Consider the following 21,363-nt stretch of genomic DNA (forward strand, 5'->3'; position numbering starts at 1 on the left):
GTTCTACCAGAATCTTTTCACCTACAGGACGCCCTCTTCTTGACTGGGGCCTGTTTGGAATACTGTCGAAATGCCACCCACAAATCAGCCCAGCCGAAGTCTTAGTACCGGCAACTCACTCCTGGTAGGTTCACTGCTCTTTGGACTGTTTTTCGGAGCAGGAAACCTTATTTTCCCTGTTCAACTCGGCCGCGACGCCGCTGGAGCCACTCCTGCAGCCACCGCAGGATTCCTCATCACCGCGGTAGGACTACCCATCATTGGCGTGATTGCCTCCGCGCTATCCCGCTCTTCCTCCATGCTCCAAATGACCAGCAATGTATCGCGCTGGTACGCCATCGCATTCACTTGCGCGCTCTACCTGACCATCGGTCCTTTGTTCGCTGTACCACGAACCGCGACCGTCTCCTTCGAAGTAGGTTTCGCCTCATATCTCTCCGAAGGCTCTGAGCACCTCTGGCTGGCCGTCTTCACCATCGTCTTCTTCACCTTGACCGGCCTGGCAGCCATCCGTCCTGGCCGCCTTATCGACTGGGTAGGCCGCTATCTCACGCCCGTCTTCCTTGTTCTCCTTCTTGCGGTCATCGCCGCAGCCGTCATCTTCCCCATGGGACCCGTCGAAGGAGTCCCCAGTGAGAAGTACGCCCAGAACGCCGCAGCCGTCGGATTCATCGACGGCTACGCCACCATGGACGCCCTAGCCTCCCTGGCCTTCGCCATCGTCATCATCGAAGCTACCCACCGCCTGGGCGTCACCTCACCTGGACGAGTAGCCACCGAAACCGCCAAAGCAGGCATCTACTCAATGATCGCCATGACTGTTATCTACGCAGCCCTGGCTTACATCGGCGCTACCTCACTACACCTAATCCCCACCGCCAAAAACGGTGGCACTGTCCTAGCAGCTGTGTCCTCTCACTACTTCGGCCCAGCAGGGACCGTCCTCATCGCCGCGATCGTGCTAGCTGCCTGCCTGAAAACATCCATCGGGCTTGTCACCGCCTGCGCCGAAATGTTCTCCACCATGTTCCCCACCGTGCTTGGCCACAAAGGCTGGACCATCCTGTTCACTGTTTTTTCCGCTGGCGTTGCAAACATCGGCCTAGCCAGCATCGTGAAAATCTCGGTACCAGTGCTGTTGTTCCTCTATCCCCTAGCAATCACCGCGATCATTCTCGGATTGCTCACCCCCTGGCTAGAGGGACGAGCACTGGCAGCCCAATTGATGACAGCTTTCACAGCCGTGGCTGCGCTCTTTGACATGATTAAGGCGTTGGAATTCCCCATCCCGGGCAAAGACGCTCTCGTCAATTTCGCCTCCACCGTACTACCTGGCTACGACCTCGGTTTCGGATGGGCTCTACCTGCCCTCGTAGGACTAGCTGCTGGCTTTGCTATCACGCATTTCCGTAACAGCCCACACGTAGCATCTGCCTGACCTGCCATCACCAAAACCTCACTCTTGGTGATCAGCAGAGATCCCCACACGCACCCGCCGCCCGGCCTCCACTCGGGCGGCGGCGCGTTCATCAGCACGATCAGCTGCCACCGTGGAGCGAGGAACAAGCTGCAACTCATCCTCAGCTGGTAACCCTCGGTTCAGCTGCCTGGTTCGTTCAATTTCGAAATCCACCACTGCCCCGAACAACATCGCCACATTAAGAATCCACAACCACAGCAAAAACAGCACCGCCCCGGTAAGAGTGCCGTACATAGCGTCGTACTGCGCGAAATTCGAGACGTACACACCGAATCCTCCCGACGCGCACACTGCCGTACCCAACGCGATAAAAGCCCCTTGAGACGGAAACCGTTTGCTTCGAGAATGCACATTCGGGGTGAATCGATATAGCAAACTCAACGTCGCGACCACCAGCATCACCAAAACCGGCCACTTTGCCACGGCATACATATCTATCCCAGCGCGGTCCAAACCAACCAACGTACCGACAGCCTCTGCCACCGGACCAGAAACCACCAACAATGTCAGCACCGCAGCGGCCAAAACAAGAATCACTGCCGTCAATAGGTACATGTCACTCCAGAACCGCACGAGCGTGCGGCCCTCTTTCACCCCATAGATCTGGTTGACGAACCGCGCGAAAGCACGCACGTACATCGAGGCTGTGAAAAACGCCACCACCAACCCCACCCCTGCACCTGCCCCCACCCCCTCGGTGGGCATCACAGCATCGATCACAGCGAGTACCGCCGTAAGCGTTTGAGGAGTCACCACATGAGACAACTCCCGCAGCAGCTCTTCCACGAATGAACGAAGCAGTTGCGGATCTTGCCCCAACATCGTCCCAACAGACACAAGCGCAATCGCGGCCGGAAAAATGGATAGCACCGCGTAATACGTCAGTGCCGCGGCAGCATCAATAAGCCCCTGCTCCACAAACAAGGCTGCCGCGCCGCGCAGCACGAACCGCACCCGTTCCCTGCCATGCAAAGCAGTTGGCCGCGGATCTGCATGGCAAGGCTCAGAAGCTTCAACGGCCTCATCCATGACGGTTCTCAGCAGATGCACCCCGCGCCTCAACACGACGGAACACAGGCATGTCCGGCCTAGAGACCTCCGGGACAAACTGATATCCCCCCTCATTGAAGTCTTTCAAAGCACGCACTGACCGAACCCGGTTCTGCACAATCCACCCGGCCATCAAGCCACGCGCCACTTTCGCCGAAAAAGAGATGACCTTCCACTGCCCACGAGAGTTACGGTCCTCGAAACGAGGAGCAACAACCCGAGCATCCAAACCATCCAGATCAACTGCCGTTGAATACTCGGCTGAGGCAAGGTTGATAACAACATCGGGCCCCGGCGAGGCAGCCAGGTCCTCGACAACTAGATCAGTGATCTGGTCCCCCCACCAGCGATACAAGTTATGACCTCGTTCGGTTGCCAAGGACGTACCCATCTCGAGTCGATACGGCTGGATCAAATCCAAAGGACGAAGCAAGCCATACAGGCCCGAAAGGATGCGCAGCGTCTTTTGCGCCTCGGTGTGGTCACGAGCATCAAACCGCTGTGCGGCATTCAATCCCCGATACACATCACCTGCGAACGTGAAAATCGCTGGTCGTGAGTTATCTGGGGTAAAAGGAGTGCTGAACCTGGCGTAACGCTCGGCATTGATCTGAGCGAGTTCAGAGCTAATACGCATTAGTTCAGCCAGATCTTCTGGCGCTTTTGTGCGCATCACGTCAATGAGGAGTTCAGCCTCCTCAAGCAGCCGCGGCAAGGTGTATTTACGTGTAGGTAGCGGTGATTCAAGATCGAGAGATTTTGCTGGAGAAATCAGGGTGAGCACACACAGAAGGTACTCTGCCCGCGTCTGAAGTTACGTTGCTGTGAACTGTGTGCGAGGGCGTGCCGCTGCACGTGGACGTTGTCGATCTGGGACATGAGCTGGCAGCAAGCGAAGAAGGAGCGAGTATCGAGTGCGAAGCGAGGAACAGGTGGCAACTGCGGCGGTACCCGACCCAACAGGTTCCCCGGACGGGGGTGGTCTCCCGCGAGCAGCCTCGCATGCAGTGATGCTGCGCCAGTTCCTTACTTTCGGGATCATTGGTGGCTCTGGGGTGCTGGTGAACATGGCTGTGGTGATTTTGTGTAACCGCAGCGGTCCTGACGCCACCGGCATCGTGTGGCCGATCGTGTTCACGCCATGGTCCGTGCGCTGGTATCACGTGTACTCAACGTTGGCGTTTCTTGTCGCGAACGTCTCGAACTTTTTCCTGAACCGGCGCCTGACGTTTTCCGATTCACGCCATATGACTGTCCGTTCTCAGTTCTGGCCGTTCTTTTGTGTTGGGGCGATCGGGCAGCTATTTGTACTCGGCATCAATACGCTCCTATTGAATCCAACCTCTCCCCTGTTCCTGGATTTCGCATGGATGGACAGCACCACAGGGCTTCGCAAACCCGAGTACTGGGCGCAATTGACGTCACTAGTGTTAGTGACCCCGCTCAGCTTCATCTTGAACAAGGTGTGGAGCTTTGCTTCCCATCGCGCACACCGCTACCCCACAAGCCCACAGACTCCCGATGAAAACACCTCCGACCAGGACAACCCAGAGCACTATTGACCTCGACACCCGTGCCGATGAGAGTGCGTGAGCGTTTCCGGCATTGAAGGACCTGACCCTGGCCGGGCAAGCGGCGTGAGTCCTGCCCCGGCTACCTCCGCGAACCTGCCCACCAGCCCAGTGCAACCTGTGGCACGCACAGCCGCAACTACCTCTCGCGAAGCTCGGGCAGGCCGCGAACAGTTCTACTCCCCCGAACTCACCTCTGGTCTACTTTCAGACAATGTGACTGGCTGGCAACGAGAATCGCTTGGCAGATTGGCACGCATGCTGCGGATGCAACCTCGAGCCGTATTAGCTGCTTTGCGCGGCGGACTTCACGCTTTGCCATCCCTTTTGGCATCTCGACGCATGAATGTCGCCGATCTCAATGGCATGTTCGATAAAGGTCTTCTTGTCGACGCTATGGCGTGACCACGGCAATCACGCCACAAAAACTACATATACAGTGCCTCTGCGCTGGCTTTTTTCAGCCTCCATGGGACGAATGCCCAGTTAGCGCTCAGTTATGGCACTCTGCTGCCACGCCGTGAATACCGGCGGTCCCTCTTCCCTGAAAGGGCCTCGATGGCTGATTTTCTTACCGCCGTGAGCGACGTGTTGTACCAGTACATCCTCATCGCTCTGCTCATTGGAGCTGGACTCTATTTCAGTGTTCGTACTGGATTTGTGCAGCTGCGACTGCTGCCCGAATCAGTTCGTGTTGTGACAGAACCGAAAGAAGAAGGCGAATCGCTTTCTTCCTTCAGCGCCCTTATGGTTTCCACCGCTTCGCGCGTTGGCACAGGAAATATTGCAGGCGTAGCAGTCGCGATCGTCTTAGGCGGTCCTGGCGCATTGTTTTGGATGTGGCTCATCGCTTTACTTGGAGCTTCATCGGCGTTCATCGAGAGCACTCTGGCCCAGATCTACAAGCGCCGCGGTGAAAACAATGTCTCTTATGGGGGACCGGCCTACTACATCACCACCGCACTGAAGGCACGCTGGCTAGGAGTGGTGTTTGCCTGCGCGTTGATCTTCACGTACATGGGTGGCTTCAACATGGTTGCCTCGTACAACACTGTCGACTCATTCCGCACTTACGGCTTTTTCTCGGAAAGCACCACGCCATTGATTCTCGGTGCTGTCCTAGCCTTGATGGCTGCGCTACCGATCTTCGGTGGTGGTCAGCGTTTGGCTCATGTCACTTCGATGCTTGTTCCCTTCATGGCGATCGCTTACCTACTCGCTGGGATCGCAGTGGTGTTCACCCACCTGCACTTAGTTCCTGGCATGTTCGCGGCGATTTTCTCCAGCGCCTTCGATTTCCCGGCAATCTTTGGTGGCTTTGCAGGCTCAGCAATGATGCTTGGCATTAAGCGTGGCCTTTACAGCAACGAAGCTGGAGTTGGTTCGGCACCTAACGCTGCTGCGTCAGCATCGGTTTCACACCCGGTTAAGCAAGGACTCGTTCAGATGCTGTCGGTATACATCGACACATGGTTCGTATGCACCATCACCGGTTTCACAGTGCTGGCCTCAGGCGTGGTCCCGGACGAGAAGATGGCAGGCGTGGCTTACGTCCAGGCCGCGGTGGCTACCGTATTTGGCGCATGGGGTCCGCCCTTCATCACCACATGCCTGGTGTTGTTCGCCTTCACCACTCTCATCGGCAACTACTACTACTCGGAAGTTAACCTGCGGTTCCTTTGCCACGGGGAACCTGCTGTGTGGCTGCTACGCGGTTTCCGTGCCGTCGCAGTACTCATCGTGTTTTGCGGTGCACTCCTAGAGTTTGAAATGGCCTGGAGCATCGCCGATATCTTGATGGGCTTGATGGCTCTGATCAATATTCCGGTGATCATCTTGCTGGGTAGCCACGCCATCAAAGCCAGCAAGAATTACATCGAGCAGCGCAAGCAGGGCGTGAACCCCACGTTCTGCGCCGCCGACATCGGTATTACCGAAAAAACTGACTACTGGGGGCCAGAGCCGCAATCGGTTAGCAGCTCACCTACTACTGCCTGATTCTCTACAAATCCGTGGCTACGCAGATTGCCTGGGTCATTGTGAAAACGACCCAGGCAATCTGCGTACCCAACGCGTGACTAAGCAGGAGACTTAGCTGCGCGGATATCAGAACAATCCGGTCGGCTTACCGAAGTTAGTGTGCGTATTGCCCGCAACAGTTGAGTCGACGTTTTGATCGTTAGCGTTGGGGGTATCACCTGGCAAGCGACCCTTTTGAGTGGTAACGATTTTCTGGATGACACGGCCCTCACGAGTAGCGCCGATACCGAAGTAGAAACCCGCGATGTTCATACCTTTAGTGCCGCGTTCCACCGGGTTAGACAGGATCACGCGGTAGGTGTGCGTGGAAGTTGCTTCATCGAACCCAAGATCTTCCACGTGCGAGCCGTGAAAACTGCGGGTGCCGATATTACGGTTCACTCCTTGGGGCCCCTTAGCCGTGATGATTTTGACTTCAAAAGTCACCAAGGGGAATTCACCGTAATACCGGTCCGTTCCTGCATTGGTCAGGCGAAGCGTCACTAATCCTGGATACCCAGGAATCTTCGCTCCTGATACGGCATAACTCACCGCGAGGTCACGTTTGGGAGCGGTATCGGCAGCTGAGGCGGGCACTGCTACCGATGCCACTACCGCCGCGGCAGCACCGGCTGCGAGGAACCTACGTGTCATTCTTTTCATCGCTGTGACGTCCTTGTTTTTCACTTGGTTCCGGTCGCCTCAGAGGCGCTGTTCTTGTAGACCTTCACGACGACGGCGTTGCTCAGCGGCGCCAGTCCCGAGTAAGTCCAGGGGTTAGACCATGTTCCATTGGCGCGGCAGCGCTGCTGCGTTCCTTTAAACGACAGCTGCCGGAACCCGTACGTTGCTTTGCCTGTGTGGCCAGCAGGGACAGTGAACGGTCCGATTGTTTGTCCAACCGTCCAGGCAAGTGAGTACGAGACGCTGGGCCGGATATTCAGTGACTCTGTGGGTGAGGTGGCAGAAATGTTGCCGGTAAGTTTGCCCGCCACAGCGCTCAGGCCCGAGGAGATGCTGCCAAACGTCTTGCCGTAGTCACCGCTGACAGACAGGCTGATCGTTTGAGTTCTGCTCAACTGTTGGCTTAGAGGGATGTCTCCCTTTGAGTCGTTGCGGGTTTCGATCGCCCCCATGGGGGTGAAGTGATCCTGTACGCGATAAATGACGGTGCGGTAGTCCTGGTGGGCGTTACATACCGGGTGCGGATTGAAGATGTTGGGTTTGAGGCGGGTGTTGGGGCGCTTGACATTGACCAGCGGCAGGAGAGGGTTGTTATCAGGTGTGTTAGGTGTGGTGATGTTGCCAGTAGAAGGATCTGACCCGTTACTCTCTGGTGCGGCGTGGACGGTAGGTAGAGCTGTGACCATCAAAACGAGAGCGGTCAGCCCAGCCCCCGCGACACGCGCGACATTGCGCTTATGCATTTGTGCTCCTGGGGAGTTGAGGTGAGGCATGATGTTCCTCACTGCGAGAGTGCTGCACAGTTCGGCTATAAAACGAAAACCGTTGTGCCGAACTGTTTTTGACGCTAAAGCGAGCGTTAACTGACTTCAATACCTCACCCACACGTTGGGATTTTTTCCAGCAATCACTGGGGCAAGTCACAAATACAAAGAGCTTGCAGCTCATAGCTTTTTCCGCATGAAACACTCACCCAAACACACTCATGTCAAGATGAGATAAATCACTTTCTGCGCGTTCCAATGGCGCCTAGAGAATCACCTATTCCACACTGGCCCACCCCAACGCGGCCACGCCTGACACCCGCAACTCTCACGAATCCGACTCTTCCGCGCCTAATCTGACCGCATGAAGATCGCCGTAGCAGGACTTGGATACGTCGGGCTCGCGAATGCGGTAATCCTGGCACAGCACCACGAAGTCACCGCCGTGGATCTCGACAGCGCCCGCGTAGCCGATATCAACGCCCGCCGCTCCCCCATCGTCGACCCCGACATCAGCGAATACCTCACCAACCATCCACTCAACCTCACCGCCACCACCGAGCCCACCGCATACACCGGTGCTGACTTCGTCATCATCGCCACCCCCACCAACTACGACCCCAACCTCAACTTCTTCGACACTTCAAGCGTCGACGCAGTCCTAGACCTGGTGGCCCGCCACAACCCCGGCGGCACAGCAGTCATCAAATCCACCGTCCCAGTGGGATACACCGACCAAGTACGCACCACATACCCCGACATCGCCATCCTTTTCTCACCCGAATTCCTTCGTGAAGGTCGAGCGCTCCACGACAACCTGCACCCCTCACGCATCATCGTCGGATCCGACCCCAACTCCCCCACCGCTAGCGACAAAGCAAAAACCTTCGCATACCTACTTCACGCAGGCAGCCTCGAAGAAGACACACCTGTCCTACTCACCGGAACCACCGAGGCCGAAGCCATCAAACTCTTCGCCAACACCTACCTAGCCATGCGAGTGGCCTACTTCAACGAACTCGACACCTACGCCGCCCGCCACGGCCTAGACACCCGACAAATCATCGAAGGCGTCGGGCTAGACCCTCGCATCGGAAACCACTACAACAACCCAAGTTTCGGCTACGGCGGCTACTGCCTGCCCAAAGACACCAAACAACTCCTAGCCAACTACGACCAGGTCCCCCAAACTCTCATCCGCGCCATTGTCGACTCCAACACCACCCGCAAAGACTTCATCGCCTTCGACATCATTGACAAAAAACCACACGTCGTCGGGGTCTACCGACTCACTATGAAAACCGGCAGCGACAACTTCCGCTCCTCCTCCATCCAAGGAATCATGAAGCGAATCAAAGCCAAAGGAATCCCCGTCATCGTCTACGAACCCACCCTGGAGGCCACGGAGTTCTACCGCTCCGAAGTAGTCAAAGACCTCAAGGAGTTCAAAAGCCGCGCCGATGTCATCATCGCTAACCGTCGCTCTCCAGAACTAGCCGACGTCGCTGAAAAGGTCTACACCCGGGATCTCTTCGGCTCTGACTAAACCCCAGCACCTCATCAGCTACCACCCATCGGCGCCAAAAGGAGCCCCGAAACCACGCTGATAATGATCGAACCGATCAACGCACTCCAAAAACCATGCACCGCAAAAGCCAGCCCAACCGCGTTAGACAACCAACTACTCAACAGCAACATGCACGCGTTGATCACCAACAAGAACAGCCCCAGCGTGAGAAACACCAGGCAGCCAGACAAAAACGTGACAATCGGTTTGATCAAGGCATTCACCACACCGATCACAATCGCCACCCCAATGAGGGTGAAGAGTTTGTGCCCAGTGGAGACCCCACCAACGGCGATACCCGGAACAACCCACGCAGCCACGGCCGTCGCGGCAGCAGTGGCTCCGACTCGCATGAAGAAATTCATGCCCCACATCCTGGCACCCGTGCAGCACACATCCCACACCACGCAGCTATGCCCTCTACTGAATTGCGACCCACGCGGGCAGGGAAGATGGTTCATACATGCCGTATATGAAGCCACGCACCTCACACCCACCCAGCGAAAGGCCACCCATGGATGAGCGACCTACCGCCAACGACAGCTACTACGTTCGCCGCCACAGCGACCCGATCGGTCCGTACTCCTTCTCAGATCTGGCCATCATGGCTAAAGACCGCACCCTACGCGGCAGCGACACCGTGATCCTGCCCGATGGCCGTCAAATGTTCGCTTCACACGTACCTGGCTTGTTCTCAAATAAAAGCTGGCTAGTCGCCATCTTGCTGTCGATTTTCTTTGGCGTCTTCGCCCTGGACCGCTTCTACCTAGGAAACATTTGGCTAGCTATAGGCAAACTGCTGTTCGGCTGGGCAACCTTCGGTATCTGGCACATCGCAGACATCGTCCTCATCGCGCTGCGCCGTGCCCACGATGGCCGCGGAAAACTCCTGGACTGAGTTACTGCGCTGCCCACGCACTAGTGGCTGCCAAATTATTTACCCCACGCGCGAATGCTCTCGCGCAGCAGAAGCATCCTGGACAAGAACGAGTTCGCGTCCTTGACGTTGCACCTGTCCGCTCGCCACGAGATTTTCGATAACCGGCCAAAAAGCTGGCCGCAACTGCGTTGCCAGGAAACCGAAGCCGAATATCTCCTTGACTCCTCTGAGCACGGTGGATTCTCCTGCTTTCCCACCTGACTCAGCAAGTGCAAGTAGGACAGCGTTAGCGCGTTCTTCAGGCGCAATCTCGGTGGCACGACGCTCAGCCCGATTCTGTCCCCGCACCACGCGGTATTTATCTCGGTCGACCCCCTCGCCCCATACAAACTCTCCGGAGGTGTCAACAACTCGTTCTAGCTCAGGAGGCAACGCGGCAACGATGGCGTCTCGTTCCACTCCCGGCATACGTCGCCACCCAAATCTGCGGGCAACGATACGGGCCGCACGGTCGATGTGGACGGGGCCCTCAATCTCGACAATTTCGCGCCATTGCGCTGCCACCTCTTCAACAGCGGCGTGGTCTGGCAACGCGTTGATTGTTTCACGCGAACCACGCTGCTCTGCCTCAGCAGCTTCAAAACGAGTGAGCACTGGTGCCTGATAACCGATGGGAGTGGCGCCCATGCGCTCAACAATGTCGGCTTGTGTTTGAGCTTGGGCTGCTGCAGCAGCAAGGAGCGGATCAGGTTCGGCTCCTGACCCACTGGTTGCTGCTGTGCTGTTAGCAGCGTCGGCGATGGGTGCTTCATCAGCAAGACGAACAAGATCAGCGATGACCTGGTCGGGGCTGTTACTCCATTCGCTGCGATACAACTGGTAAGCCGCAGCCCATCCCATCTGGCCCACAAGTACACGTTGAGGGATCTCGTCACGATCGGTGGTAGCTGGCCTGGAGGCCCACTGCTGGGTGTCCAGGCCAACAGCAACCCAGCTTCGCCCGGGTCGACGAAGTGCCAGGTCTACCCGGAAAGCACTGACGCCCACGTCTTCGACTGCTTCAAGGCCCTCAGCACGTAACCGCGCAGCAATGGGGGAAGCAAGGCAAGAGGGCTCCGTTGAGGTGGCAGGTTTTTCTGCAATCTGCCCACAGCGAGCAGCGCATAAGTAATCACGCAGGTCAGCTAGCCCCTCGGGGAGGTCATCAATCTGGTCGAAGACGTCGGGGTCGTAGCTAGCAAAAAGCACGTTGCGTACGCGGGCGCGAGTGATAGCGACGTTGAGGCGACGTTGGCCGCCGTCGTGGCGCAAAAGGCCGTAGTCACGAGAGAGCCTGTCTGCATCATGAAGGGAGTAGGTCAAAGAGAAGAGAATGTGATCGCGTTCATCACCTTGGACGTGTTCGATGTTCTTGACGAAGATTGGTTCGTTTTCTCTTCGCAGCGCGGCCCGTACTTCGGGTGCGGATTCATCGGATTCGAGTTTGTCGAGGATGTCGTCGCGTTGAGCTGCGTTGAAGGTGATCACACCAACAGAGACATCTGGATCTAGGGCAACCATCTCGCGGACTGTGGCAACGACTTCGTTGGATTCAACGATGTTCAGTGGCGGTTTCCGTCGGGCTGCACCGAAAAAGCCACCTTCGACACGACGGAATTCAACACCAGAGGCAGTTACGCCCGGAGGCGTGGGGAAGCTGGCAAGTTCACCGCCGTAATAGCGCTCGTTTGAGAAGGCAACGAGTCCTTCAGTGCGCGACCGGTAATGCCAGGTGAGCCGTAGGCATGGGATGCCGCGCCGTACAGCTTCGAGCAGGATCGATTCAGCTTCATCCGGGCGGTCGGTTTCGTCTGCTGCGGCAGCGCCAAACAGGTTAGTCGGGGGCATTTGTTTGGGGTCGCCGACGATGATGGCCGAGTCTGAGCGGCCCAGGGATCCAACAGCGTCAGCTACGCGGATCTGGCTGGCTTCGTCAAAAATGACTAGATCGAACAGGTGTGCGCGGGCGGGTAGATAGCGGGCAACGGTGGCCGGACTCATGAGCAGACAGGGGGTGAGGGTGAGGATGGCGTCGATGTGTGTGTCGACGAAGTGGTGGAGGCCTTCAATTTCACCTGCGGTGAGTTCGGTGGATAAGGCGTCCATCGCGGCGGGTGGAGCAGGGTGGGAGGGCTGCATATGGGGCAGGGCTGCAGCCAGTTCGCTGCGCAGTGTGTCTGCGCTGTGGCGGAATTGTTCAGCTTGTTCCCGTCTAGCAGAGGCGTCCACGGCAATGGGGTCGGTTCCGTGCTCGCGGATGGCTGCGGGGTGGCGAGCTAGATCCGTGACGATCTCGCGGTGCAGTTCCCGGGCTGCGATGAGGTCTTCGCTGGTGGGGATGGCGTGCTGAACTAGGCATGCAGACAGGTGGGTACGGATGCCGCGCAGGGTTTGTTCTTTGCTGCGTAGGTCTAGGCACCGTCCGTGCAGGCCGATGGCCGCTAGGCGGCGAGCAACAACATCCAGAGCAGCGTCTTTTTCGGCCACGAACAGGACGCGGCGTCCGTTGGCGAGTGCGTCGGCGACGATGTTGGTGATGGTCTGTGATTTTCCAGTGCCAGGTGGGCCTTCGAGGACAAAGGTGTGTTGGTCGTGGGCCCAGGCGATGGCGCGCTGTTGGGCTCCATCAGCTGGTAGGGGTGCGGTGAGTTCGGTTTCAGCTTGGAGTGGCCGGGTGGCTAGTCCGTCAGTGGGATTGGCTGGTGGGGCTGTGTCTTCACTGCTGGTGAGGTGGGTAAGGAGTGGATTAGTGAGGTATGTGGCCCAGTTGTCGTGCAGATCTCGCCACATTTCGAGAGTGGAGTACTCCAGCAATGCGATGCGGGCGTCGGTGGTGACCTCGGCGTCGATTCCTGCTTGAGTGATGGCCTGGCGGATGCGCTCCAGCGCGCCGGGCAAGTCGAGGGCATCGTCGCTGGTGTGCAGGTCGCGCAGGGCTTGGGGGTCGATACCGTGGTTGCGGCGCAGCCGTTCGAGCAGGCTTTCGTTGATGCGTAGGGTGCCTTGGGTTTCGAGCTGCATGGTCCAGGACCCGTAGCGGCGGCCTTCAAGCGTGATGGGTAGGAGGTAGAGGGGGGCGGTGTCAGTGCTTCCGTTGGTGTGGGTGGTCAGCGCCCCCATGGTGAGGTAGAGCGGACTGGCTCCGGATTGGTCACGGATGACGTGGGCGCGTCGGCGTAGGTCGGGGAAGCGTTTGCGGATGGTGGCGGTGTCATCGACAGCGAAGATGAGGTTTTCCTCGTCGAGGAGGGTGGTGTGGGTGCTGCTGTCGAGGTCAGTGGATTGGTGCGCGCCGGTGGGTAGATCTAGTTCGTCGAGGTCATCAGAGCCTCGGATGACGATGGGGGTGCCTGAGGTGATGGCAGTGATGAGGGTGGGGAGGGTGTTTTCGCTGGTGTGGAGGGCTACAGCGGTGTTGGGCAGGCAGATGAGGGGGTTGCGTCGGGTGAGGTCGAGGAGGTTGGAGAGCCAGGTGTGGACGGCTGGTGGTGGGGTGGTGTGGTGCCCGGTGGTGTTGGTGGTGGGCTCGGCGTTGTCGGCCACGTGGTGTTCTCCCTTGTGTCCTCCCAGGGTGCCCGGGGGTGGGCAGCCAGGTTTGGTCGTGTATCAGAACAGGTGTGAAGGCAGATGGGGGCAAGGAGGGCACACGGGTTTGGGGAAATTTTGACTGATTAAGGAGGGTGTTCTGGGGCGGGTTATACGTGTTCGTTGGGTGTGCGTTTTCGTTGTCGGGATGTATTTGGTGTGTGAATTCCATACTTTTTTGGGGTGCGGCAGGTGCAATGCCGTGATTAGCATGTGGAAGCCTTCGCGAAAGCCGTGATGTCGTCGATGGTGCCTCTTGGGCATCTGCTGTGCTTGCTGCAGGTTGCTGACGCACCACTTCATCGCGCCCGTTTCCTTGATGAGAAAGGCCACCTTTATGTCCGACACCAGGGCTCTGTATGCACAGATCGATGAGATCAAGGGCTGACAGGAAGAGTTGTATAAACATCTGCACGCCAACCCTGAATTGTCGATGCAAGAGACCGCCACTTTGGCGCAGATCACTGGCCAGTTAGAAGAATTCGGGTACACCACGCATCAAATCGGTGGCGGCGTCGTCGAGGTTTTAGCTAATGGTGAAGGGCCCACTGTTTTGTTCCGCGCCGATTTCGATGCCTTACCTGTCAAAGAAGAGACTGGTCTTCCCTACGCTTCTACAGCCACGACGAAAGACCGTGACGGCAACGAGCAGTTCGTCATGCATGCCTGCGGTCACGATTTCCACGTCGCTGCTCATCTGGGTGCAGCGAAAATTCTCGCTCATCATCGTGATGCCTGGTCAGGCACTTATCTGGCTCTTTTCCAGCCTGGAGAGGAGACCGGCGAAGGCGCAGTTTCGATGATGGAAGCAGGCTTGACCGACACTGTTCCTACCCCTGACGTTGCTCTGGGACAGCATGTTGTTCCACTGCCTGCCAGTCATATCCAGATCGCTGCGGTTCCTGTCTTATCTACGGCAGCGATGATGAAGATTGTCGTCCACGGCAAGGGCAGCCACGGATCTATGCCGCATTTTTCTGTCGACCCCATTGTTCTTGCTAGCGCTATCATCACCCGGATTCAAAGCGTTGTCGCTCGAGAAATTGATCCCAGTGATTTTGGTGTCATCACCGTTGGTGCGATCCACTCGGGCACGAAAGCCAATGTGATCCCCAGCGAAGCAACCATGCTGCTTAACTTCCGCGCCTACAGTTCAGAAACCCTCAACACTCTCATTGATGCGGTTAAACGAATCGTTCACGCCGAATGCACTGCTGCGCGCTGCCCACGCGAACCTGAATTTTTTCTTTCTGATGTAATCCCACCCACCGAAAACGACACCACTGTCACTGAGGCTCTCACCTCAGCATTCACTGAACATTTCGGCGCCGAGCGAGTCAGCCCGATGACACCGGCAACCGGTTCAGAAGATTTCAGCACCATCCCGCAGGCCTTCGGCACGCCTTATTGTTACTGGTTTTGGGGTGGATTTGACGCTGACAGTGAACCCCACCCCAACCACAGTTCACGCTTCGCCCCCGCTTTACAACCCACTTTGAGTACCGGAACCGAAGCAGCTTTGACCGCGCTACTGACCTTCCTCAAAAGTAACTAACAACCTGTTCCCTCCCTTGTGCTAGCCCTGTGGGTCATCCCCACGGGACTGCACACCATCACGGCAGTGACATAAGGTTCCGGCAGCCGGGGGGCAAGGGGGTACGAGCAGAGCCATGAACTGCATGTACATACATGCCTTTCGGTGCCCGCCACACCGAAAGGCATGTATATGACACTTCGACGAGCTTTCGTAACGCTCACTTCAACAGCCCTCCTCGCCGGAGCCGCCATTACCGCCACACCGGCTAACGCCATCACAACACCGGCGAATAACAGCATTAAAAACACCGCTGTGGCCAAACCTGCTCCCAATAATCTGGCCAACCAATACTTGGGTAAACCCAGGTCCGGAAATAAATGGCACTCTGGAGCATGGGTCGGCGGCTTCATGTCCGGTGAACGCGCCACCCGCTGGGGCGCTTGGCGCGGCGCTCCCAGCGACGTCACCCCTTCCTTCCCCGGCTGGGATACCTGGAAAGACCTCAACGACCCCAGCTGGGAAATCAACACCTTCAAAGACTTCAAAGGTGTCCTTCTCTGGGGGCAACCCATTTTGCCCCGCGAGGCCAAGCCCAGCGACCTGAAAAATGTCGCTGCAGGAAAATACGACGAAACCTACCGCCGCACCGGACGTGAATTACAAAAAGCAGGACGCGGTAACTCGGTGGTGCGTATCGGCTGGGAAGGCAACGGCACCTGGATGCCTTGGAGCGTGACCGCCTCAACCGCTGGCGAATACAAAACCGCGTATCGACGCATCCATGATTTGATGAAAAAAGAAGCTCCTGGCCTTAAATTCAGCTTCGACATTAACTGCGGCACTGTGATGCGCGGCCAGAAAAACCGCCTCGACAGCCTCAACCTCATGTACCCCGGAGATGACGTCGTCGACATGGTCGGCTGTTCCCACTACGACTGGGGCCCTTTACGTGCCCGCAACGAAAACGAATGGCGCCGCTCCATCGCCCCTGACTCCAGCGTTGGCCTTTCCGATTTAGCCCGATTCGCACGCGAACATAAAAAAGGCCTCTCAGTTTCCGAATGGGGCTTGGCTAGCCCAGGCCGTGACGGCAACGGCGACAACCCCTATTTCATCCGTAAAATGCGCGAATTCTTCCAAGGAAACAGCGATGTTCTCGTTCTAGAGAGTTACTTCGCCGAAGCTGGCACTGATATGAAAAACCACATTTGGGACGCTGACCCTCTTAACCCCAAATCGGGAGAGGTTTATCGCAAGCTTTGGTGACCTTCGGTGACCTCCTCGCGCCCACGCTTTTGGATCAGCGCGAACTGTGAATAAGCTGATCGAACTTCGCGTGGGCGCGAGGCGGGCCACAGGAGGCTCTACCTCCTGCCCTGCCGGACCCCCTCGTTAGGAGGCCACCTTGAGCAAAACACCCCCCACCAAGGCCGCAGGACACGACCATCATGAACTGCACCGGGTCATGGGCCCTGGGCTGCTTCTCCTGTTCATCCTCGGAGACATTCTCGGAACAGGTGTATACGCCCTCACTGGCAAGCTGGCCGCCAACGTCGGCGGCGCTGCCTGGGCCCCCATCTTGTTCGCCTTCGCAGTAGCAACACTTTCTGCTTACTCCTATCTCGAACTCGTCACCAAATACCCAGGCGCCTCCGGAGCCGCCCTCTACGCGCACAAAGCGTTCCACAAACAATTCCTCACCTTCATGGTGACTTTCGCCGTGCTGTGCTCCGGATTGACCTCGGCTGCAACCACCTCCATGGCTGTGGCTAACAACATCAACCTCGGATTTGGCCTGAACTGGAGCAAAACCGCAGTCGTTGCCTTAGCTATTGCCTTCCTCATCTCATTGGCAGTCGTAAATTTCTGGGGTTCCTCCGAATCTGTGAAACTCAACATGGTGCTCACCCTCATCGGGTTCCTCGGACTGGCACTGGTTATCGGGGTCGGTATCTGGGCCACCATCAACGGCAACGTCGACTTCTCACGCACCGTCATTTTCGAAGCCCCCCAAGACAAATCTATGTTCCTGGTGCTCTCCGGAGTCACCGCACTGGCCTTCTTCTCCTTCGTCGGTTTCGAAGACTCCGTCAACATGGTCGAAGAAGTGAAAGACCCCCGCATCTTCCCCAAAGTCATGCTCAGCGGCATGGGAATCTGCCTAGCTATCTACATCGCCATCTCACTGTTCACCGTAGCCATCGTGCCTATCGGTGTTCTTGCCAACTCAGACACGCCACTTTTCGAGGTCATCGCCCGCGGCGCACCTGGCATCCCTATCCACACTCTCTACCCGTTCATCACTATTTTCGCTGTCGCGAACACCGCGCTGCTGAACATGATGATGGCTTCCCGACTCGTTTACGGCATGGCTAAACAAGGCGTCTTGCCACGCCCCCTAGGAAAAATCCACCGCGGACACCGTACCCCATATGCGTCCATCATCTTCACCACTGCCCTCGGAGTGGGGCTGTTAGCCCTTGTCGGACTAGCACTGGGCGCCGACACCACTTCTGCCCTCGGAAGCACCACAGCGCTTCTTCTTTTAGCCGTATTCACGGTAGTGAACATCGCTTGTATCGTGCTACGACGCGACAGCGCAGCCGAAGCACATAACCACTTCCGCGCTCCCCGGTGGGTTCCTTACCTCGGCGCAGCCTCCACTATCTTCCTCATCGGCCCCTGGGCACAGAAGCCAGTGGTCTACTCCATCGCTGCTGTACTCCTACTTATCGGAGTACTCCTATCTGTGCTCAACTGGCTCTACCAGCGCAATATCAAACACACGGATGCCCACCTCACCATGGGCGATACACAAGTGATCGCGCAGATTGTCGCCGACATTCCACCAGAAGACACACGCCGTTAAAAACATGAAAAGTGTTGTGGCCCCCACACCAAATGGTGTGGGGGCCACAACACTTTTCATGCGGAAAACCGTTACTTACTCACCTTTAACAGCTGCATCAAGCGGCTTCTCAATGTGGTCAAGCACATACCCCAAGCTAAGGACTGTCTGCCACCCGAAGGCCTTCTCGAGCTGGTCTTCAAGGAACAGTGCGTGCTTATCTTTCATGGCTGGCAGTGAAGACAACGACTGCTCAGATTCGATCGTAGAACGTCCCTTCGGGGCGTAAGAGATCTGGTCCCAGACCAGTACGTCGGAATCGAGCTTGCGAGCTTCTTCCAAAGAGAGTTCTGTGTAGAACTTGCCCTTTGCTGCGTCATTAACTTCTTTGTTCGCTTCAAATCCAAGCGAGGTGAAGAACCGCGTGCGCATGTCATTGGCAGCGAAAGCAGACAGCGCCTTGCCGTCATAGGTAGCAACAGTGGCGCTCTTCCCCTTCCACTCAGGGTGACGGGCAGCTAGCTCACTGATGCGCACCTTGATACCGTCGACCAATTTCTTGGCCTCGGCAGGGCGCCCCACGGCAGCGCCGATCTCTTCAGTCGTGACATCCCAGGGCTGCTGGTAGTCCTCATAGTCACCCTTTTGCACAATCACTGGGGCAATCTTGGAAAGTGCCTCGTAGGTGGGCTTGTCGACGTCGGAGTAGGTGGCGACGATCAGGTCAGGCTTGGCTGCTGCCACTGCCTCCGGGTCAACGGTTTCTTTGGTGTACACCTGGGGTTTTTCACCCTTGATGCGGTCTTTGGCCCATGCCCCTGCAGCCTCACCAGAAGGGGTCATTCCGTCCCAATTGCGCACCATCACCGGAGTGACACCGAGAGCCAGGAGAGCATCCTGGTCGTTATACCCCAGGGATACCACCCGAGTAGGCGCTTCTTTAACCACCGTTTGGCCGAACTTATGGGCAATCGTGGCTGGGAACGCGCCAGCCTCCGTGGCCGCAGACGCTGGCTTGGAGCTCGCCGAAGTCGAGGAGTCAGATGTGGAGCATCCGACAACTCCGCCGGTCAAACACAGTGCAGCTGCGAGCAGGAAAGCCCTCCGGCGTAACGAGGACAGTTTTGTGGGCATGGTGTAGTAATCCCCCGGATAGTTGGTGCCTTGGGTTTCCCCATGGCTGTGTGGGTTAGGGCAAATCGATGTAGCCGCCATCACCGAGAATTTCGGTTGCGGCTACTTCACGACCGTCGTCAAGACGGAGCGTTTCTAAGATGAGCGCAGGAGCTGGCGCGTTGCGTTGCGCAGAACCACAAACTACGGCTACTCCCCCCTCATACGGGACCGTGACACGGCCCGGAGTGCCGCCGAATCGGCTGCGTGAGACGTGGGCTCGCAACACACGCAACCGCTGCCCGCGGTAGTTGAAGTACGCGTTCGGGTAAGGGTCGCTGTGGGCACGGACCTGCAGCTCCAGGTCGGCAGCGCAGGCTCGGAAGTCAAGATATGCCTCCCGCTCGGAGCGCTTATGAAAATAGGTGGCGCGGGTTGGATCTTGCGCGGTAGCGGTGAGTGTGCCTGCGGCCAGGTCGGCTAGAGCACGGGTGACCAGCGGCTCGATCAAAGCGACGGTCGCGTGGAAAAGATCAGTGGTGGTGTCATTAGGACCAACGGGTACTGCCTGCTGCGCGACGATAGGGCCAGCATCCAGGGTTTCGTCCATACGGTGAACGGTGACCCCCACATGGGTTTCACGGTTCAGCAGAGCCCACATCACTGGCGAGAAGCCGGCGTATTCAGGAAGTAAGGAGTCATGCACGTTGAGCGTGCCGTGCGGTGGGGCGTCGTAGATCTCCGGAGGTAGCCAGGTGCGCCAGTTATTGGCAACGATGACATCTGGTTTTGCTTCACGGACGGCATTGATTAGGGCTTCATCGGGGCGGCGCGCTTCGTAAACAGGGATTCCGTGAGCGGTGGCCAGCTCGGCTACCGAGTCGCTCCACATCTGTTCGTAAGGGTTGTTGCTCGGCGGGTGGGTGACGGCCAATGGCACCTCATGTCCGCCTGCGAGAACAGCCTGCAAAGTCCGGTGGCCCCAGGTCTGGTATCCGAAGGTAACGACGCGCATAGATTGAGGTTAGGCTCACCTAATATGACTGTCAAAGCAGTTTCATCACCACAAAAAAAACACCACAACCCCACCCCCAAACCCGGCCTACACGACGTCCCCCACCGTTCCCCCGAATGGCCCCTCTACCGACTCCTACCCGACGGCTCAGCCCTAGGCATCGTCACCGCCCCCCACGGCACCCACATCCTGTGGGAACACAAACAATCAACCCCCATCACCAACCCAGACCCCACCCTCGCCCAAGAACTAACCACAGCAGGACACGAAATACCCCCAGGCTTCGGAATCGCCCAAATACCAATCCCACCCCAAGCCTGCGTAACCTACCGACTCAGCAACAACGACGGCCCACCCAGCGCCGACCCACTCAACCACGACGCCACCGGCGAACTCGGGTCACTTCTCACCCACCCCACAACTCCCCGCGACGGCGCCGCTGGCCTAGACCGATGGCCACCACGCAGCCCCCTACACATCTGCCCCCACCCCTCAGAGCGACTACGCCTAGACCGCAACGTACTAGGACGACGCTGCACACTACGCATATTCACCCCCGGCCAACTCACCACAACAACACCCGTCCTCTTCCTCCTGGACGGAGACCACTGGCTCCACCTACACGACGCCCCTAGCACCCTCAACACAGCCGTGGCCGACGGGCTCCTGCCGCCCCACGTTCTCGTCTTGATCCCCTCCCCGGTAGACCCGCAAGCACGCACCGACTTCCTCACCAGCCCTACCCTGGCTACAGCACTACCTGGACCAATCCTGACCATGTGCGACACCTGGCTATCCCAGCGCGGCTCCCAACGAACACACACAGTCATAGCTGGACAAAGCCTCGGCGCCCTCGCCGCAACCCGAGCCGCAGCAACAACCACCCAATTCAACGCACTCCTAGGACAATCCCCCGCATTCTGGTGGACCGACACCAACCCCACCGACCCCCTGAACGCACCACCCGGAGGAGACACCGCACGCCACCTACCCGACCTACACAACATGCAGATTCGCTTCACCGTCGGTGAAGACGAAAAAGCAATGCACCAACACGTCAACGCAGTCACCAAAGCACTCACCGAAGCCAACATGGACGTGCACACCCGAACCGTCCCCGGCGGACACGATCACGCCTGCTGGCGCACCACCCTCATTGAGGAACTGGTAACCCTCTGGACATAACCCCCAGAGGGTCACCAGACCCACTC

18 protein-coding genes are annotated in these 21,363 nt (G+C 57.6%); 10 read left to right on the forward strand and 8 right to left on the reverse strand.

Features of this window, described 5'->3' with window-relative positions:
* Window positions 1–70: 70 nt before the first annotated feature.
* Entirely contained in the window at window positions 71–1,438 is a 1,368-nt protein-coding gene (brnQ, locus tag DXZ77_RS08365) for a branched-chain amino acid transport system II carrier protein (RefSeq protein WP_115031351.1), read from the forward strand.
* Window positions 1,439–1,456: 18 nt separating this feature from the next.
* Here the strand turns inward: brnQ and DXZ77_RS08370 are convergent, their stop codons facing one another.
* Both DXZ77_RS08370 and yaaA read right to left on the reverse strand, forming a co-directional pair.
* Window positions 1,457–2,509 carry a YihY/virulence factor BrkB family protein gene (locus DXZ77_RS08370; RefSeq protein WP_181816079.1) on the reverse strand — a complete coding sequence of 351 codons (1,053 nt, stop codon included), beginning with the start codon at window positions 2,507–2,509 and terminating at the stop codon, window positions 1,457–1,459.
* Window positions 2,502–3,314, reverse strand: coding sequence for a peroxide stress protein YaaA (gene yaaA, locus DXZ77_RS08375; protein ID WP_115031355.1), 813 nt, complete (start codon window positions 3,312–3,314; stop codon window positions 2,502–2,504). The genes DXZ77_RS08370 and yaaA overlap by 8 nt, the downstream gene beginning before the upstream one ends.
* A 226-nt stretch (window positions 3,315–3,540) precedes the next feature.
* On the opposite strand from yaaA, the gene DXZ77_RS08380 reads away from it, so the two are divergent.
* The 3 genes from DXZ77_RS08380 to DXZ77_RS08390 all read left to right on the forward strand — a co-directional run bounded on the left by DXZ77_RS08380 (window position 3,541) and on the right by DXZ77_RS08390 (window position 6,099).
* Window positions 3,541–4,092: a GtrA family protein gene (locus DXZ77_RS08380; protein WP_115032791.1), complete on the forward strand. Its 552-nt coding sequence runs from the start codon at window positions 3,541–3,543 to the stop codon at window positions 4,090–4,092.
* A gap of 27 nt (window positions 4,093–4,119) precedes the next feature.
* A complete protein-coding gene (locus DXZ77_RS08385) occupies window positions 4,120–4,506 on the forward strand; it encodes a hypothetical protein (RefSeq protein WP_115031357.1) in 387 nt (128 codons plus the stop codon).
* Window positions 4,507–4,659: 153 nt separating this feature from the next.
* Window positions 4,660–6,099, forward strand: coding sequence for an alanine/glycine:cation symporter family protein (locus DXZ77_RS08390; protein ID WP_115031359.1), 1,440 nt, complete (start codon window positions 4,660–4,662; stop codon window positions 6,097–6,099).
* 108 nt (window positions 6,100–6,207) lie between these two features.
* Here DXZ77_RS08390 and DXZ77_RS08395 read toward each other — a convergent pair whose 3' ends face one another.
* The gene (locus DXZ77_RS08395; protein WP_220181617.1) at window positions 6,208–6,774 is read right to left on the reverse strand and encodes a hypothetical protein; all 567 of its coding nucleotides are present in this window, start codon (window positions 6,772–6,774) and stop codon (window positions 6,208–6,210) included.
* A gap of 29 nt (window positions 6,775–6,803) precedes the next feature.
* Window positions 6,804–7,547, reverse strand: a complete 744-nt coding sequence (locus DXZ77_RS08400) for a hypothetical protein (protein ID WP_115031361.1) — start codon at window positions 7,545–7,547, stop codon at window positions 6,804–6,806.
* 385 nt (window positions 7,548–7,932) lie between these two features.
* On the opposite strand from DXZ77_RS08400, the gene DXZ77_RS08405 reads away from it, so the two are divergent.
* Complete coding sequence (locus DXZ77_RS08405; RefSeq protein ID WP_115031364.1) at window positions 7,933–9,114, forward strand: nucleotide sugar dehydrogenase; 1,182 nt, start codon at window positions 7,933–7,935, stop codon at window positions 9,112–9,114.
* A gap of 14 nt (window positions 9,115–9,128) precedes the next feature.
* Here the strand turns inward: DXZ77_RS08405 and DXZ77_RS08410 are convergent, their stop codons facing one another.
* Window positions 9,129–9,500 (reverse strand): phage holin family protein, encoded by a 372-nt coding sequence (locus DXZ77_RS08410; RefSeq protein WP_115032795.1) that lies wholly within the window; start codon window positions 9,498–9,500, stop codon window positions 9,129–9,131.
* 149 nt (window positions 9,501–9,649) lie between these two features.
* Here DXZ77_RS08410 and DXZ77_RS08415 point away from each other — a divergent pair, with 149 nt between their 5' ends.
* The gene (locus DXZ77_RS08415) at window positions 9,650–10,033 is read left to right on the forward strand and encodes a TM2 domain-containing protein (RefSeq protein ID WP_181816080.1); all 384 of its coding nucleotides are present in this window, start codon (window positions 9,650–9,652) and stop codon (window positions 10,031–10,033) included.
* A 39-nt stretch (window positions 10,034–10,072) separates the two neighbouring features.
* Here the strand turns inward: DXZ77_RS08415 and DXZ77_RS08420 are convergent, their stop codons facing one another.
* Window positions 10,073–13,597 carry a DUF3320 domain-containing protein gene (locus DXZ77_RS08420; protein ID WP_115031368.1) on the reverse strand — a complete coding sequence of 1,175 codons (3,525 nt, stop codon included), beginning with the start codon at window positions 13,595–13,597 and terminating at the stop codon, window positions 10,073–10,075.
* Between the two features lie 475 nt (window positions 13,598–14,072).
* Between DXZ77_RS08420 and DXZ77_RS08425 the strand changes: the two genes are divergently transcribed.
* The 3 genes from DXZ77_RS08425 (at window position 14,073) to DXZ77_RS08435 (ending at window position 18,045) form a co-directional block, all read left to right on the forward strand.
* Window positions 14,073–15,194, forward strand: coding sequence for an amidohydrolase (locus DXZ77_RS08425; RefSeq protein WP_371667327.1), 1,122 nt, complete (start codon window positions 14,073–14,075; stop codon window positions 15,192–15,194).
* A gap of 171 nt (window positions 15,195–15,365) precedes the next feature.
* Window positions 15,366–16,442 carry a glycoside hydrolase family 26 protein gene (locus DXZ77_RS08430; protein ID WP_258553226.1) on the forward strand — a complete coding sequence of 359 codons (1,077 nt, stop codon included), beginning with the start codon at window positions 15,366–15,368 and terminating at the stop codon, window positions 16,440–16,442.
* 139 nt (window positions 16,443–16,581) lie between these two features.
* Entirely contained in the window at window positions 16,582–18,045 is a 1,464-nt protein-coding gene (locus tag DXZ77_RS08435) for an APC family permease (RefSeq protein WP_258553227.1), read from the forward strand.
* Between the two features lie 75 nt (window positions 18,046–18,120).
* Here the strand turns inward: DXZ77_RS08435 and DXZ77_RS08440 are convergent, their stop codons facing one another.
* On the reverse strand, window positions 18,121–19,239 hold the full coding sequence (locus DXZ77_RS08440) for an iron-siderophore ABC transporter substrate-binding protein (protein ID WP_220181618.1): 1,119 nt from the start codon (window positions 19,237–19,239) through the stop codon (window positions 18,121–18,123).
* Window positions 19,214–20,152, reverse strand: a complete 939-nt coding sequence (locus tag DXZ77_RS08445; RefSeq protein WP_115031372.1) for a methionyl-tRNA formyltransferase — start codon at window positions 20,150–20,152, stop codon at window positions 19,214–19,216. The genes DXZ77_RS08440 and DXZ77_RS08445 overlap by 26 nt, the downstream gene beginning before the upstream one ends.
* Before the next feature lie 24 nt (window positions 20,153–20,176).
* Between DXZ77_RS08445 and DXZ77_RS08450 the strand changes: the two genes are divergently transcribed.
* Window positions 20,177–21,337: an alpha/beta hydrolase gene (locus DXZ77_RS08450; protein WP_181816081.1), complete on the forward strand. Its 1,161-nt coding sequence runs from the start codon at window positions 20,177–20,179 to the stop codon at window positions 21,335–21,337.
* Window positions 21,338–21,363 lie beyond the last annotated feature (26 nt).

Source organism: Dermatophilus congolensis (assembly GCF_900447215.1).
In the GTDB taxonomy this organism is placed as follows: domain Bacteria; phylum Actinomycetota; class Actinomycetes; order Actinomycetales; family Dermatophilaceae; genus Dermatophilus; species Dermatophilus congolensis_A.